A 15,212-nucleotide genomic window follows, 5' to 3' on the forward strand; every position below is an offset into this window, starting at 1 on the left:
AGGCGAAAATTCAAAGGGAATTTCAAAAGGGTTTCAGAATTTTTTAATTCCGAACCCCTTTTGTCTACAAACTGAAGCACCCAAATTATGGGTGCCTATAATTTATAATAATTGATAAATTTTACTCGGCCTTCCACGAGTGGCGTTAGCCTCTTCCCCAATACATTGTGCCAAATCAACTTCGCACATATCTGCAACAATTCGCCGTACATTGCGCTCTGTCATCTCAAGATGTGTCGCTAAATCCTTTGTAGTAAAATCACTCCAGCCCATTCTTTGAACGAGAGCCGATATTTTCTTATACGTTTTAACACTGATATTTCCATTTTTCAACTTTTCTATAAGGGGTTTATTGTGGGAACGGGTATCATATTGCAGTTCTTTCTTTTTGCCTGGTGATTCGATAATTTTTCCATCATCTTGAATAATCACAATTTCACGCTTTTTCATCTCTTTCGAATGTTGAATAGCACGAAAAGCATTGATTTCCGCTGAATAGGCAGTCTCGCCGAAGCCAATTCCAACGGTAACGGGTGTATCTGCTTCAAAGGCCAATTTTTGAATGGTATCTTCGAGCGTAATGATTTCTCGTTCAATTGCGCCGCGAGAACTAAAAATCATGTACCTTCCATTCCCTTTCTCTGAAAAGGAACCATTTATTTTTTCTCCAAGCTGAATCAACATTTCTTTTAGGCGAAGCTCCAAGTACTGTAAATGATATGGAGTTTTCATATCCTCTGCCACTTTGTTAAAATATTCGACTTCAATGATTTCAACTCCGATTTGTGTATCTTTAAAGTAGGATGTCTTTACTTTTTCAGAAAGAATTCGAAGCGTTTGCCGCACTTCCATCTTACTCATCGACATACGATAGGCTGGAATGCCATATTCCCTTAAAGCGTCACACACGGACGGAAAACAAGAAAAAGCTCCTTCTGTCTTCCCCGTATTCCATAAATTCAAGTGAAAATGTACCAATTCATCCGTATCAACATCTGTCTCAAACACTTTCGTATAAATCTTTTTGGTTTTTATATTCAACTGTGACAAAGCTTCTTCGCTAATATTATTTGAGGACATAGTATCAATACTTAGATGCTCAATGATTTTCCCTTGTTCGTAGATCATCTCTAAAAAGGATTTATAAAAACCTGATTCCGTGGCTGGAACATGGACCATTATTTTATCTGTACCTAGTGTCCTTTTGGCAATTTCATAGGGAAGTGGTCCAGAAAAAAGCCATGCATGTACGTTAGAATCATATTCCTTTACAATATTCTCTACCTCTTCTGTCTTTACATAGGGCAAAGAGATGAATTCCAACTCATGTTTATATTCTTCTGCCAAGATTAAAATTTGTTCTATAGAAGTTTTTAGACCGACCAGTCCGATTTTATACATCCAGTAATCGACTTCCTTTATAATCTGTAATAGATTCATTGTTCTTTGTAGAATATCCTAGTTTAATCTAAGTCATGATATCGTAATCCTAATTCTTCCGCTGTCTAACTATTGCTCAATTTGCAGTTGTCTTGTTACTCTTGATCATATCGGCAGCAAAAAGAAATAGTTGTATTCATACCCACGCCAAGCTTTTCTCTTTTGAATCATTTTATCATGCAACACTTTTATTCGTGAACATCTCCTTTTAGGAATTATTATACTTCCCCGCCCATTACAATAAAAAAGCTGCCTCAAAGACAGCTTCGCATTTCTATAAAGATTCCTCTACGAACAGGACACGATCCAGCATACACTTCACTGGTCATAGGCAAATCCGCTGGAACAACGATTTTCCCCAAATAACAGGTGATAAGATGCGGGGAATTCCTGATTGACTCGTTGAACTTCATGTGCAAATTCCTTACTATCCTTTGGCACTCGTGAAAGTGCATCCGCTTTTTCCTGCGAATCAATATTAGCTCCAGGTGGTACAAAACTATCAGGTGGTATCCGAACGCCATTTGTTACTACTGTATTATAAGAAATAAATGCGCCTCTTCCTACAATTGCGGTATAAACAATGGAATTAAAACCAACAAATACTTTGTCTGCAATATAACAAGGACCATGGACAAGGGCACCATGAGCAATGGTCACTTAATTACCAATGAATATTGAATACCCTTTTTTTTCAACTAAAATCCTGTTATTTAATAAACCATGTAAAATTACTCCATCCTGTATATTTGAATTGGAACCTATATAAAAAGGAGTTCCTTCATCCGCACGTATACTTACATTAGGAGCTACATAGACATTGTTACTAATGGTAACATCACCTATGACACTGGAAAACTGACTTACAAATGCTGTTTTATCAATTTTAGGAAAGCGTTGGACAGGATTAAATGAAGTAATGGGATTGGGACTTATAAATGGTTCAAAACAGTGAGAATGGTTATTAGAAGAGGCGTTTGTTCCTTTTTTTTCGCTCAAGTAATCACCTCCTTCACAATCTATTGGGTTTAAGTATTTTATGCAGGAAGATTGGGTGAAGAATGGGCAATCATTCAGGTATCTATTCCTTTCCATGAAGCAGAACTGGACCTCAGAGGATGGAATTTTTCAGTTCCCCCCCTAGAAATGGATATTTCTCATGTTAGAAACTAAGGAGAATACCCATAAGTCCTGTTATGCACCTACCCTAGTGCAGTTTGTGAATCAACCGTGGAAGATCACGAAGTTTCTTAGCCACCCGGGGAGATCTAAAACGTGAAATCAAGAAATTTATGAGATCATGCTACCATACAGATATCAATGGAATTAAAAAAATGACCCCTGTTCAAATCAGAGATCATCTCCTAAAAACTGCCTCGACTTTTTTACTATGTCCGTTTCAACGGGTGCGCTTTATATACTATTATTAACAGAAACCGCCATATCCTTGGACGGTGCCATGACCGCCACCGAAACAAGCAGTTCCAACAATGATTAAGAGTATAAACAAAACGACTATAAAAGCGAAACCTCCACCAAATCCACCAACACCGTTATCACAACCACAATTTGACAAGAGAAACATCTCCTTATTTGTTCTAAGGAGGAATAAATTTAATGGTTCAATTTACTTTATGTTCTAATTAGGATATTGGCTAACCTCACCGGAAACTTTTTATTGACCACCCTTATGACTGAAATTAGCAGTTTACAGCATTTTTTAGGAGCCTCATGCACAAAACTATCATCGGGACTCGAATTTCATTTACGTGTATACCAAGAACGTCGAGGTGTTACTTCTTTAACATATAAATTTTACGTGGTCTTCCCCGAGGCGATTGAAGTTCTTCTCCTTTGTACTCCACTAAACCGCTTTCACTCAAACTACTCATAATTCTCTGGGCATTTCGAACGGTCATGGATAAATGAGAAGCTAAGTCTGAGGAAGTGAAGCCGTCCCAGCCCATACGATCAACCAATGCTTCTATCTTTTTATACGTTTTTACACTAATGTTAGCCTGATTCAATTTATCTAGCAGTTCTTTATCATTAGAACGGAAGGTATATGCCAATTGTTCTTCTTTACCTACGGATTCAATCATTACACCATCTTCTTGGATAACAACAATACCGGAACTGTCTTGCTTCTTCGAATGACGGATCGCCTTACGGGCATTGATTTCTGCTGATGCAGCCGTCTCACCAAAACCAATACCCACTGCAACTGAGACATCCATATCAAGGGCCAGTAATTGTACAGTACTTTGCAAGCTACCAATTTCCCGTTCAATTGCCTTGCGTGAACTAAATATTTGATAGCGGCCGTTTCCATTTTCTATGAGGGATCCATCTAATTTTTCGCAAAGTGAAAGCAATGTTTGCTTAATTTTCAGCTCCAAATGCTGAAGATGATATCGAATATTAACCTCGTCCACAAATTGATCAAACTGATCAATTTCAATAATCTCAACACCTATCTGACTATCTTTAAAATAGGTGCTTTTTGCTTTTTCAATCAAAATCTTGACCGCTTGCCGAATTTCCATCTTTGTCATATTTATTTTGTAGACAGCAACATTTTCTTTCTTCAAGGCCTCATATACAGATTGTAAAACGGTTAGGACAGCATGTATCTCCCCTTCCCTCCACAACTGAAGATGAAATTGAACAATTTCTTGATAATCATATTGTTCATCAAATGTTTTTACATAAATATGTTCGGTGGAAATCCCTAGCTCTTGCAGCGACTCATGCAAAAAAAAGTCTTCCAATCGAATCATATCGATGGATAACTTATCGAAAAAATGTTTTTGATCTGCAGACATTTGTAATAAACATCTATATAAACTAGATCCTACAGGAGGACAATATGTAAAATTGGCCTCTGAATCCAACATTCCTTTTGCTATTCTATAAGGAACTGGTCCAGAGAAAAACCAACCATTTACTGTACTTTGGTGATTTTTTATAATGTCCGTTACCTCACGTGCATCTTCATATGGAAAATCAATAAAATCTATTTCATGTTCAAATTCATTAGTAACATCCCGAATTTTCTTTATAGATGAAAGTGGACCTACGACCCCAATTTTATACAAGTTTATTTCACCCCTACATCATACTATTAGTTTTATTATATCAAAATAACCAACCTTAACAGGGAATAAAAAATGAGCTCAAATTATAAAAGCATGTGAAGCACCGTTTGACATAAATAAACGGTGCTACTTAATATGGTTTCATATCTATCGTGAGTTCAAGAGTGACAGGGCTTATTCATTCAATGGTTTTGAATCCCATTGTTTATTTCACAACAATTACCAGAAAATATTTTCCCTTTTTTCTGAAAATTTTATTGAAATAGATTATTCTTAATTATATAATACATTTAACGAAAATAGCGTTAAATGTTCGTTAAATAAAAATCAGTATATTCGAAGGAATTAATGAAGTTCACAAAGGATGAAAGACGGTAATTTGAGTTTAAGGCATGTTTAGAGAAAAAGTGTATAAATGGAATGGTACAAAACGCACAAACTACAAATGGAAGAAGGTTTAGGAGGAGAATGTAATGGAACAAAAAGTAATGAAAGATACAACTAATCTGCAAAATCATAAAACGGGTGGTTTTTTCAATCGAGTTGAGCGAATAGGAAACAAAATCCCCCACCCCTTTATCTTATTTATTTATATGATTGCCTTTTTATTTGTTGTAACCGCTCTCTTATCAGTATTCCATGTTTCAGCATCGGACCCGATAAGTGGAGAGAAAGTGGAAGTTCAAAACCTCTTAAGCCGTGAAGGCATCCAATGGATTTTGCCGAATATGATTAAAAACTTTTCCGGCTTTTTACCACTTGGATCTATTTTAGCTCTTATGCTAGGAGTAGGATTAGCAGAAAAAGTTGGATTGTTAGAAGTTTTGATTCGGAAAATGTCGTTAAAAGTCTCAGGGAAATACGCTAGTTATTTAGTTGTATTTGTTGCCTTTTTTAGTCATGTTTCTTCTGATGCTGCGCTTGTTATTATGCCTCCCCTTGGTGCTTTAATTTTCCTTGCTGTGGGACGGCACCCTGTTGCTGGGTTGCTCGCTGCCATCGCTGGGGTTGGTTCAGGTTTCACTGCCAACTTATTAATCGTCACAACAGATGTCTTGCTTTCAGGAATTAGTTCGGAAGTAGCGAAAGGCATGAATGCAAATTTGACCGTAAATGTTACGGATAACTGGTTCTTTATGGCGACTTCCGTTCTCGTACTCACGGTAGTTATATCCTTGATTACAGATAAATTTGTCGAGCCGCGCTTAGGAAAGTATGAAGGTGGCGGTCAGCATAAAAAATTGGAGCAATTAACGAAGCTACAAAACAAAGCACTCCTGGCTACAGGTATTTCAGCATTGATTTTTATAGCTGTTATGGCCGTTCTAGTCGTTCCGGAAGGAGCTCTATTACGAAATCCAGAAACTGGAGCCATTCTCCCCTCTCCATTCATGTCTGGAATTGTCGCAATCATCTTACTCTTCTTTTTTACAGTTTCTATTACTTATGGAGTTAAGGTGGGAGCAATCAAGAAACAAAATGACATTCCGGAATTATTAGTGGACCCAATTAAAGGAATGGCCGGATTTATTATTATGGTTTTTCCGCTTTCCCAGTTTGTCGCTTGCTTTAACTGGAGTAATATGGGTAAATTTTTGGCTTTATCCATCACAGATCTCTTGGAACAGCTAAACATAGAAGGTGCACCTGTCCTAATTGGGCTAATGTTCTTATCTGGACTTCTTTCCATGTTCATTGCCAGCGGATCTGCAATATGGTCTATATTGGCACCCGTTTTTGTCCCAATGTTCATGGTATTAGGCTATCATCCTGCCTTCGCCCAAATGTTGTTCAGGGTAGCAGATTCATCTGTACTGCCATTGGCACCTGTATCTCCATTTGTCCCACTATTCTTAAGTTTCTTACAAGAGTATCGAAAAGATGCAAAACTAGGAACCTATTATTCTCTTATATTGCCTTATCCGATTATCATCTTCATCATTTGGACTCTATTGGTAGTTGTTTGGTATTTCCTTGGCCTCCCAATTGGTCCCGGAATATATCCGAAATTACCGTAATTTGAAAAATCTCAAGCGCCTCGCATGCCCCTTACCCGACTTGGGGGGCTGGGCTGCTTGGTCCAGACACCAAATCGTATTATATGAATTATCATCAAATAAATTAGGAGTGAAACGAATTGGATATTGTTTCTTTAAGACGTGATCTTCATCAACATCCGGAAGTTGGATTTACGGAATTTCGAACTGCTTCAAAGGTAGTAGAAGCACTAACTTCTCTGAAATATAACGTGATATTTGGAAAAGATGCTTTAGATGGTGATTCTCGCCGTGGAGTCCCCCCTATAGAAGTATTAGAGGAAACATTTAATAGAGCATTACAAGATGGCGCCAATCCAAAAATCCTCCAAGAAATGGAGGGTGGATATACTGCCGTCATTGGTGTATTAAAAGGAAAAACTGATGGCCCAACCGTAGCTTTCCGCTTTGATATGGATGCATTGCCTGTTACGGAAAGTACTGATTCTGACCACTACCCGCAAATAAACGGTTTTCGTTCCAAATATGAAGGGAATATGCATGCCTGTGCACACGATGGCCATACAGCAATTGGCTTAGGACTTGCTGAAAAATTAGCGGATGGGAATTTTGCAGGAACGGTAAAGCTTATTTTTCAACCAGCTGAAGAAGGAGTACGCGGTGCCTATTCAATTGTACAAAAAGGGATTTTGGATGATGTGGATTATTTATATTGTCTGCACCTTGGCACAGATGTCCCCCTAGGAGAATTTCATGGTGGTTCTTCCGGCTTTTTAGCAAGTACGAAAATGGCTGCCCATTTTCATGGGGTATCTTCTCATGCAGGGGCTTCTCCGGAAAAAGGGAAAAATGCATTGTTAGGAGCAGCCACCGCATTGTTAAATATACATGCCATTCCAAGATTCAGTTCAGGTTCTACTCGCATAAATGTAGGTATTCTTAACGGAGGAACAGCCGCTAATATTATTCCAGCGCATGCAAAAATGGTCATTGAGACCCGTTCTGTATCCGAAGAAACAAATGCTGAAGTGGAGCAACGTGTTCGAAATATCGTGGCTCATAGTGCAGGTATGCATGAGCTTGAACATGAAATTGAAATTATAGGTCAAGCAATTACGATTCGTTGTGATCAAGAACTTGTCGAACTGGCCATGGAAGAAGCCAGGAATGTAGATGGTTTTTCAACAATCAAAGCATGCAGGGAATCCGGTTCTGCTGGTAGCGAAGATGCAAGTTTTATGATTCGAAGAGTACAGGATAATGGCGGTAAAGGGACATATATGATTATTGGGACTGATATTCCTGCACCACATCACCACCCTAAATTTGATATTCAAGAAGAAGTTTTACCAAGGAGTGCAGAACTTTTGAATCTAATTGCAAGACGCCTATTAAAATAATTCTTCAGAATATATATAGGAAGGAAAGAGTGTAAAATGACACATGTAAATAGATTATCGGAAATCATTGAACAAAAAAAAGAAAAATTCATTGAAGTCAGTGACTGTATATGGAATTTTGCAGAAACACGCTTTGAAGAATATCAATCTGCTGAATTGCTGTGCAGCACGTTAGAAAACGAAGGATTTTCTGTTGAAAAAGGTGTTGGAAACATAGAAACGGCATTTATCGGTAGCTTTGGCACCGGTAAACCTATTGTGGCAATCATGGGAGAATTTGATGCGCTGTCAGGTATGAGTCAAAAAAAAGCTACAGCTAAACAAGAGCCAATAGTACAAGGTGAAAATGGCCATGGATGTGGTCACAATTTACTTGGTACGGGATCTTTAGCTGCAGCTGTTGCAGTGAAGGATTATATGGAAGAGAATCATATAAATGGGACAGTCCGTTATTATGGATGTCCAGGAGAAGAAGGCGGATCAGGCAAAACCTTCATGGTCAGAGAAGGTTTGTTCGATGACGTTGATTTTGCATTTTGTTGGCACCCACTGGATGTTAACGGCGTTATGTCGATGGATTCGCTTTCCAATTTCCAAGTGTATTATAAGTTTAAAGGCAAAAGCTCTCATGCAGCAGCATCACCACATTTGGGACGGAGTGCTTTAGATGCCGTAGAACTTATGAATGTTGGCGTGAACTATTTAAGAGAGCATATTATTCAAGAAGCAAGAGTCCATTATGCAATAACGAATTCAGGTGGATTATCGCCTAATGTTGTCCAACAAGATGCAGAAGTTCTTTATTTATTACGAGCTCCAGAAGTTTCACAAGTTCAAGATATTTACTTGAGAGTTTGTAATATTGCTAAAGGAGCTGCCCTTATGACAGGAACTGAATTAGAAATCATTTTCGATAAAGCCTGCTCCAATGTTATCCAAAACAATGTGCTAGAATCCGTCATGTACAAGAATTTTCAAGAATTAGGTATTCCACAACACGATGATAAGGAAAAACAGCTTGCCAAAGAAGTCCGCGCCACCTTAACCGAACAAGAAAGGAACAGTACACTCAATCCTTTTAAGGATAATCAAGATGATGCATTGGCAAATTGGTTAGAACCCATTGAGGGCTTCCAAGCGCCATTAACAGGTTCATCGGATGTGGGAGATGTTAGTTGGATTGTTCCTACTGCCCAATGCACAACAGCTTGTTTTGTTCTTGGGTCACCTTTGCATAGCTGGCAGTGGGTTACACTAGGATCAACATCTATTGCCCATAAGGGAATGCTTCATGCTGGCAAGGTTATTGCGGCAACTGCAATAGAAGTGCTTCAAAATCCAGATTTAATCGAAAAGGCAAAAACAGAGCTAAAAGAACGATTACAAGGGAAAAGCTATATCTCCCCTATTCCGCAAGATGTAAAGCCTTTAGTTAAAAGATGATGGACTAGATAGTGGGTTGCCGTAATCGACCCTTGCATATACGGCCATTTAGTTCCTGGCATAAAAAGGGATCTTCGATTGGAAGATCCCTTTTTCATTTGGGCTTTATATTAACTCCATGTTAAGAGCAGGAAAGTCTTGGTTTTGGAAATCTCTAAGTGTCATAAAAATTAATGGTAAGAAGCTTATCCCTTCATATTCAACAGATATCCTTCAATTTCGTGCTTGCTTTTTAATATAACTATTAGCTTTTTTGGGTCACTCTTTTGAAGATCTGCAAATCTCATTTTCATTTCTTTCTTGCGAGGAAAGTAGGTGGTCATGATAAATTTAACAAACTGCCAATCTAATTTTTCATTGCAGTCTTTGCCCATATCAGGTCTTGTTTTACCTAGATAAGATAACCAACGTTTTATAACACGGTAAAGGCAAACACGGAGAGGAAGTTCTAAATAAATAATCGTATCGGCAAGCTCCGAACGTAAATTAAAAGAATTACTATAGTTGCCTTCCATTATCCACTTGTCATGACTCAATACTTCCTTCTGAGCAGAAATAAAATCCTCTAAAGGAGCTTCCACCCAGCCAGGCCTCCAATAGAAAGTATCCAAATGATGTACTTCGATATCCAAATTATCTCCAAGTCTTCTTGCAAAAGTGGATTTTCCGACACCCGCGGACACTCCGATAACCATGATACGTTCCATTTATATACCAGCTTCCTCACTTTATTAATTGAAATAACCAGTAAGTCTACCAAATATATATAACCTTTTTAACGTCCTTCTTCCTCTGCACTTCCCTTTTAGTTCCATAGAAAAGGCGACCCTTCTTGAATGAAGAATCGCATCAGTTATAGAGAAGGAAGTATGGTTACTGCGGTGTCCTGTCAATGAACAAGCCTGACTTATATTATATCCCTATTAAATCAGTTGCCCTAAATGTTTCTTTGCCTCGTAATCAACAAGTTTTTCATCTTGCTTAATTCGTGCCAGATAATCCGGGTTGGCTATAAGCGGACGTCCAATCGCCGCAACGTCAATAATGCCTTTTTCCAGTGCGGCTTCTGCGGTTTCAGGATCAAGCCCCCCTACACCAATTATGATCCCATCCCAGTGGCTGCGTACCAATTCATGCATCGTCAATCCTCTTGCAATCGGTTTGGTAAATTCCATCGTGGATGGGTGAATCATTTTGACTCCTGTTTCATTGAACGCTTCAATAAATGTTTGGATCGCTTTTTCAGGGTCTTCCCACATGTAAGACGGCTGGTCAATTTTCAAAGCCGAGAAACGAATAAGGGTGCGTTCCACTCCAACCGCATCAATAACTGCTTTTAGCACTTCCTTCATAAAAGTCAGACGCTGTTTTAAATCACCACCGTAACGATCGGTCCTTTTATTGGAGGTATCAGAATTGAACTGGTCTATTAAGTAGCCGTGTGCACCATGAATTTCAACGCCGTCAAAGCCAGCACCCATTGCATTCTTTGCAGCTTGTTTATATTGGTTCACAACTTCTGCAATATCCGTCTCTGTCATTTCTTCAGGAATGTCAAAAGGTTTACCGAATCGTGAAACCTTACCTTCTGCAGCGATAGGCGACGGAGCCTGCGGAGGAAGTCCTCCTGCAATTTCATGGTGGCTTGCACGGCCCACATGCCAGATTTGCGCAATAATCGTTCCGCCTTCTGCATGCACTGCTTCCGTTACTTTTTTCCACCCGTTGATTTGCTCTTGAGTATATATTCCGGGAACCCCAGGATTGCCCTTTGCTCTTGGTGAAATCACTACACCTTCAGTAATGATAAGTCCGATTCCATCTTGAGCCCGTTTTCGGTAATATTCTACGGTCAGGTCATTTACAACACCAGTTTCGTTATCGGCAAACGATCGTGTCATAGGAGCCATTGCCGTTCTTGTTTTTAAGTTCCATGCACCTATTGTTACAGGTTCAAACATTTTGGTTTTTATTGTATTCATTTGAATTCCTCCTGTTAACCGCTTTACCTGGGCTAAATTTAGTAACTATTACTGTGTAAGATTATCCGATAAGTGGTTGATTTTCAAATAATTCACTCTGATTTTTATAGCTTTTGATAAAATATGGTAATAAAGACCAATAAAAACGTTTTATTCACGGTGTTATTGTTTTTTTCCAAACAAAAAGCCAGACAGAGAAAACCTTTTCCCTGCTGGCTAATTTATCTTTTTCATTAATATCTTATTAGTCTCGTGCTGTCCTGATAAAAAACGAGACGATCAAACCAATGATTGCAAGGACAAGACCGAAAATAAAGGCATCTTGAACACCTGCAGTCAATGAACCGCTGATGGCAGATGGATCGAACGGATCTTCTGCATTTGCCATATAATTTTTTTGGGATGCTGACATGATTGTAATGGCAACGGTTGTACCGATGGCCCCCGATACTTGTTGCAATGTATTCATTAGAGCCGTTCCATCCGGATAAAGATTTTTCGGCAGTTGATTCAGACCATTTGTCTGGGCCGGCATCATGACCATCGAAACACCTATCATAAGGAGGGTATGCATGACGATTACCATAATGATCGTCGTTTCAGTCGTTACGTTCGTCAAAGTCCATAACATGACAATCATGATAATGAAGCCTGGGATCACTAACCCTCTTGGCCCGAACTTATCAAAAATGCGCCCCGTAACCGGAGACATGATACCATTAAGCACTCCACCCGGTAATAGTACAAGCCCAGCAGAAAACGCAGCTAATGCAAGACCGGTTTGCAGGTATAACGGTAAGAGAATCATGGATGACATGATGATCATGAAGGTGATGAAGACGGTTATTAACCCTAACGTGAACATAGGATATTTAAAAACGCGCAAATCAATCATTGGTTTATCCATGTTGAATTGCCTTACAGCAAACAGGAATAACGCTACAAGTCCAACAATGATCGAAGATAGAACTATCGCATTGCTCCATCCTTGCTCTCCGACAATACTAAAGCCATAAACAATACCCCCAAAACCAATGGTCGATAAAACAATGGATGGTACATCGATTTTAGGTTTGGTGATTGTTGAAACGTTTTGCATATATTTGAGACCGAATAGTAAAGCGATCACAAAGAACGGCAAAGACACCCAGAAAATGAAATTCCACTTTAGGTTTTCGATAATCAAACCTGAAACTGTCGGTCCGATGGCTGGGGCAAACATGATCACCAGCCCCATCAATCCCATTGTCGCTCCCCTTTTATGAATAGGGAAAATCAATAAGATGGTATTGAACATGAGAGGTAATAAAAGACCCGTTCCGATTGCCTGGATGACACGAGCTAGCATCAAGATGCCGAACCCAGGTGCAATTGCTGCAATGAGCGTCCCAATGATGGAGAACACCATTGAGGCAATGAATAATTGACGAGTATTGAACCACTGAATCAAGAGTCCCGAAACTGGAACCAATATCCCCAATGTTAATAGATAACCCGTTGTCAGCCATTGCACGGTGGAAGGACTGACATTGAATTCTTGTATTAGATCCCCCAGCGCCATGTTTAATGCCGTCTCGCTGAATAACCCAATGAACCCTGCAATTAAAAATGCAATTAATATAGGGGTCGTTCTAATGACTGGGTTTTGTTGCTGTGTTGCATCTGCAGACATAAAATAATTCCTCCAATTACTAACTGTTCGACCTAAGCTTAAGATAATTTTTCCGCATGACTTATTTATTTATCAGCAATAATGGTATCTGTTCCGCAATGGCTTGGAGGGGTTCCCCGTTTTTCGCCGTTAAGGATAAAAGGATACCGCCTTCAATTAAAGCATTAATTACGATACTCAATTCTTTTGCCCGTTTCTCACTGAATTCCGCCTCGAGTAATTTCTTCACATATATGGATTGCCAATCTTCTATCGCTTCTTGACAGGCCGTTCTTATCTGCTCACTCGTCGTATATGTTTCCGCTGCAATCGTCCCGATTGGCAGTCCTAATAGATTTTCACTATCACCAAATACCTCGGATAAATGAAAAATATGAGACTGAATGGCTTTGATAGGGTCTTCAATTTCATCAAATCCCCGTTTAATTTCATCTATCACGAATTCTTTTGTATGAATAATCGCCTCGATCGCCAATTCTTCTTTGCCTTTCGGAAAATAATGATACAGGGAACCTTTTGGGATACCACTTTCCTCAATAATGTCCTTGAGCCCTACACCGTAATATCCACGTATCCGAAAAAGTCGGGAAGCAGCTTCAATAAGAATGTCTTTCGAGTTTCGTTTTTCTGCCATAGCTGGATCACTCCTTAAAATTATATCAACCGGTCTATTAGAGACTATACTTGTATATCATTGTTTTGTCAAAAATGACAGCTTATGAATGGAATATGCTATTGAACTCATTGAAAACAAAAAGAACACCTCATAATGGTGTTCTCTGCAAGTTTAAAAATTCAATACCTTCTATAAACAACCCGGTATTTTTTAAACGCTTCCATTATTAATCAAACACATCGGCCTGCCCCAATATCTTCAAGGATTGTTGTCATGATTTTTGAAATCAAGAATAGCAATTACAAACATGCCAAAGCTTAGCATCAGGGAAATAACTTCGAAAGTACCCATTCATACATCGCCTCCTTACATCCAGCTTTTCCTGATCAGAGATTGTCCTATACAAGAAAAAGATGAAGCAGTGGCTTTTAAACAAAAAAAAGCAAACCCAATCAGGTTTGCCCTCGTACTTCATTCTTATGATTGATCCGTTGAACTTTCTTTTCAAAAGACCGATTACTGTTAATAACCAAGTTTTTTTTCCACAACGTTCATTAGGGGTTTACCGTCAGAAAATAGCTTTAAATTTTTCAGGAATAATTCCATCACACGATCTAGGTGTTTGGAAGAGTTGTAAGCATTATGCGGGGAAATCATGACATTTTCCAGCTGCCAGAATGGGTGATCCTTAGGTAAAGGTTCTACTTCAAACACATCTAGAGCCGCTCCTGCTATGTGCCCATTGCTTAAGAAATCGATTAAATCTTCATCCACAATCGTATTACCGCGGCCGACATTAATTACATAGCTGCCTTTTTTCATTTTATTTAAACGTTCTTTATTAAAAAAGTATGAGGTATCTTTTGTATACGGGAGTGCCAAGACGACAAAATCGGACCTGGAGAGGACATCATCCACTTGATCCATACCCATTATCAAATCAGCAGGTTCATATTCTTTGTTCCTCTTGGAGGGATTCCGGCGGCACCCGATTACGTTCATACCTAGTGCTTTACATCTCTTTGCTATCTCATAGCCAATATCACCATACCCAATTATCCCCACTGTCGCATTTTCAAGATCTTTCACAGGAATTTCAACCCAGGTTTTGTTTATTTGATTTCTGATCATTGTCGGTATTCCTCGTGCTAAAGAAGATAGCATCGCAATTGTATGCTCGGCTATCGGGACAGATGTGCAGCCTTTGACATTGGTGATGATGACATCGCTGTTTTGTATATCTTCATTCAGCATGGTCTCCACTCCAGCACTGTCTGAATGGACCCATTTAATCTTTGGAGCTTTTTTTATAATGTTAAGATTATCATGAAGCCCCAGCGTATATAGGACATCAAACTTTGTTAAATCAACCGTTGGCTCTGGTTCGGGTTCGCCGAATTCCCATGGCTCGACAACAACTTCTGAACAAATCTCCTTAAACTGATTGATGTATTTTTCCGGTATATCGACCCTGATATAAAGTGAAGGTGCTGTTTTCTTAGAAGCGGACATTATAAAACCTCCTCAAGAACCTACGATTCCTTTCTCCCTCTTTTACGAGAAG

General features: G+C 39.0%; 11 protein-coding genes and 2 pseudogenes. 3 read left to right on the top strand and 10 right to left on the bottom strand.

Annotated elements, in window-relative coordinates:
• Positions 1-102: 102 nt before the first annotated feature.
• From ACFX4I_RS14320 to ACFX4I_RS14335, 4 genes and pseudogenes are all read right to left on the bottom strand, one after another.
• Positions 103-1,401, bottom strand: a complete 1,299-nt coding sequence (locus ACFX4I_RS14320; RefSeq protein ID WP_377421382.1) for a hypothetical protein — start codon at positions 1,399-1,401, stop codon at positions 103-105.
• 357 nt (positions 1,402-1,758) lie between these two features.
• A pseudogene (locus ACFX4I_RS14325) lies at positions 1,759-2,439 on the bottom strand (LbetaH domain-containing protein).
• A 466-nt stretch (positions 2,440-2,905) separates the two neighbouring features.
• Positions 2,906-3,025 (bottom strand): annotated as a pseudogene (locus tag ACFX4I_RS14330) (YjcZ family sporulation protein); the annotation flags it as partial.
• A 208-nt stretch (positions 3,026-3,233) separates the two neighbouring features.
• Positions 3,234-4,538, bottom strand: coding sequence for a helix-turn-helix domain-containing protein (locus ACFX4I_RS14335; RefSeq protein ID WP_377421384.1), 1,305 nt, complete (start codon positions 4,536-4,538; stop codon positions 3,234-3,236).
• A gap of 473 nt (positions 4,539-5,011) precedes the next feature.
• Between ACFX4I_RS14335 and ACFX4I_RS14340 the strand changes: the two genes are divergently transcribed.
• From ACFX4I_RS14340 to ACFX4I_RS14350, 3 genes are all read left to right on the top strand, one after another.
• On the top strand, positions 5,012-6,556 hold the full coding sequence (locus ACFX4I_RS14340) for an AbgT family transporter (protein ID WP_377421386.1): 1,545 nt from the start codon (positions 5,012-5,014) through the stop codon (positions 6,554-6,556).
• 119 nt (positions 6,557-6,675) lie between these two features.
• Positions 6,676-7,935: an amidohydrolase gene (locus tag ACFX4I_RS14345; RefSeq protein ID WP_377421388.1), complete on the top strand. Its 1,260-nt coding sequence runs from the start codon at positions 6,676-6,678 to the stop codon at positions 7,933-7,935.
• Positions 7,936-7,971: 36 nt separating this feature from the next.
• Positions 7,972-9,378, top strand: a complete 1,407-nt coding sequence (locus tag ACFX4I_RS14350; RefSeq protein WP_377421390.1) for a M20 family metallopeptidase — start codon at positions 7,972-7,974, stop codon at positions 9,376-9,378.
• A 185-nt stretch (positions 9,379-9,563) separates the two neighbouring features.
• On the opposite strand, the gene ACFX4I_RS14355 is transcribed toward ACFX4I_RS14350, so the two are convergent.
• From ACFX4I_RS14355 to ACFX4I_RS14380, 6 genes are all read right to left on the bottom strand, one after another.
• Positions 9,564-10,085 carry a P-loop NTPase family protein gene (locus ACFX4I_RS14355; RefSeq protein WP_377421392.1) on the bottom strand — a complete coding sequence of 174 codons (522 nt, stop codon included), beginning with the start codon at positions 10,083-10,085 and terminating at the stop codon, positions 9,564-9,566.
• Positions 10,086-10,301: 216 nt separating this feature from the next.
• Positions 10,302-11,360, bottom strand: a complete 1,059-nt coding sequence (locus tag ACFX4I_RS14360; protein WP_377421394.1) for an alkene reductase — start codon at positions 11,358-11,360, stop codon at positions 10,302-10,304.
• A 244-nt stretch (positions 11,361-11,604) separates the two neighbouring features.
• Positions 11,605-13,032 (bottom strand): MDR family MFS transporter, encoded by a 1,428-nt coding sequence (locus tag ACFX4I_RS14365; protein WP_230302316.1) that lies wholly within the window; start codon positions 13,030-13,032, stop codon positions 11,605-11,607.
• A 61-nt stretch (positions 13,033-13,093) separates the two neighbouring features.
• A complete protein-coding gene (locus ACFX4I_RS14370) occupies positions 13,094-13,666 on the bottom strand; it encodes a TetR/AcrR family transcriptional regulator (RefSeq protein ID WP_098370904.1) in 573 nt (190 codons plus the stop codon).
• A gap of 240 nt (positions 13,667-13,906) precedes the next feature.
• On the bottom strand, positions 13,907-13,999 hold the full coding sequence (locus ACFX4I_RS14375) for a putative holin-like toxin (protein WP_355482816.1): 93 nt from the start codon (positions 13,997-13,999) through the stop codon (positions 13,907-13,909).
• Between the two features lie 171 nt (positions 14,000-14,170).
• A complete protein-coding gene (locus tag ACFX4I_RS14380; RefSeq protein WP_377421396.1) occupies positions 14,171-15,160 on the bottom strand; it encodes a D-2-hydroxyacid dehydrogenase in 990 nt (329 codons plus the stop codon).
• Positions 15,161-15,212 lie beyond the last annotated feature (52 nt).

The organism is Peribacillus sp. YIM B13472 (genome assembly GCF_042788005.1).
GTDB classification, from domain to species: domain Bacteria; phylum Bacillota; class Bacilli; order Bacillales; family DSM-1321; genus Peribacillus; species Peribacillus simplex_E.

Coding starts and splice junctions, on each gene's coding strand:
- ACFX4I_RS14340 (WP_377421386.1), top strand. CDS start 5,012: ATGGAACAAAAAGTAATGAAAGATACAACTAATCTGCAAAATCATAAA.
- ACFX4I_RS14350 (WP_377421390.1), top strand. CDS start 7,972: ATGACACATGTAAATAGATTATCGGAAATCATTGAACAAAAAAAAGAA.
- ACFX4I_RS14380 (WP_377421396.1), bottom strand. CDS start 15,160: ATGTCCGCTTCTAAGAAAACAGCACCTTCACTTTATATCAGGGTCGAT.
- ACFX4I_RS14365 (WP_230302316.1), bottom strand. CDS start 13,032: ATGTCTGCAGATGCAACACAGCAACAAAACCCAGTCATTAGAACGACC.
- ACFX4I_RS14370 (WP_098370904.1), bottom strand. CDS start 13,666: ATGGCAGAAAAACGAAACTCGAAAGACATTCTTATTGAAGCTGCTTCC.
- ACFX4I_RS14355 (WP_377421392.1), bottom strand. CDS start 10,085: ATGGAACGTATCATGGTTATCGGAGTGTCCGCGGGTGTCGGAAAATCC.
- ACFX4I_RS14375 (WP_355482816.1), bottom strand. CDS start 13,999: ATGGGTACTTTCGAAGTTATTTCCCTGATGCTAAGCTTTGGCATGTTT.
- ACFX4I_RS14320 (WP_377421382.1), bottom strand. CDS start 1,401: ATGTATAAAATCGGACTGGTCGGTCTAAAAACTTCTATAGAACAAATT.
- ACFX4I_RS14360 (WP_377421394.1), bottom strand. CDS start 11,360: ATGAATACAATAAAAACCAAAATGTTTGAACCTGTAACAATAGGTGCA.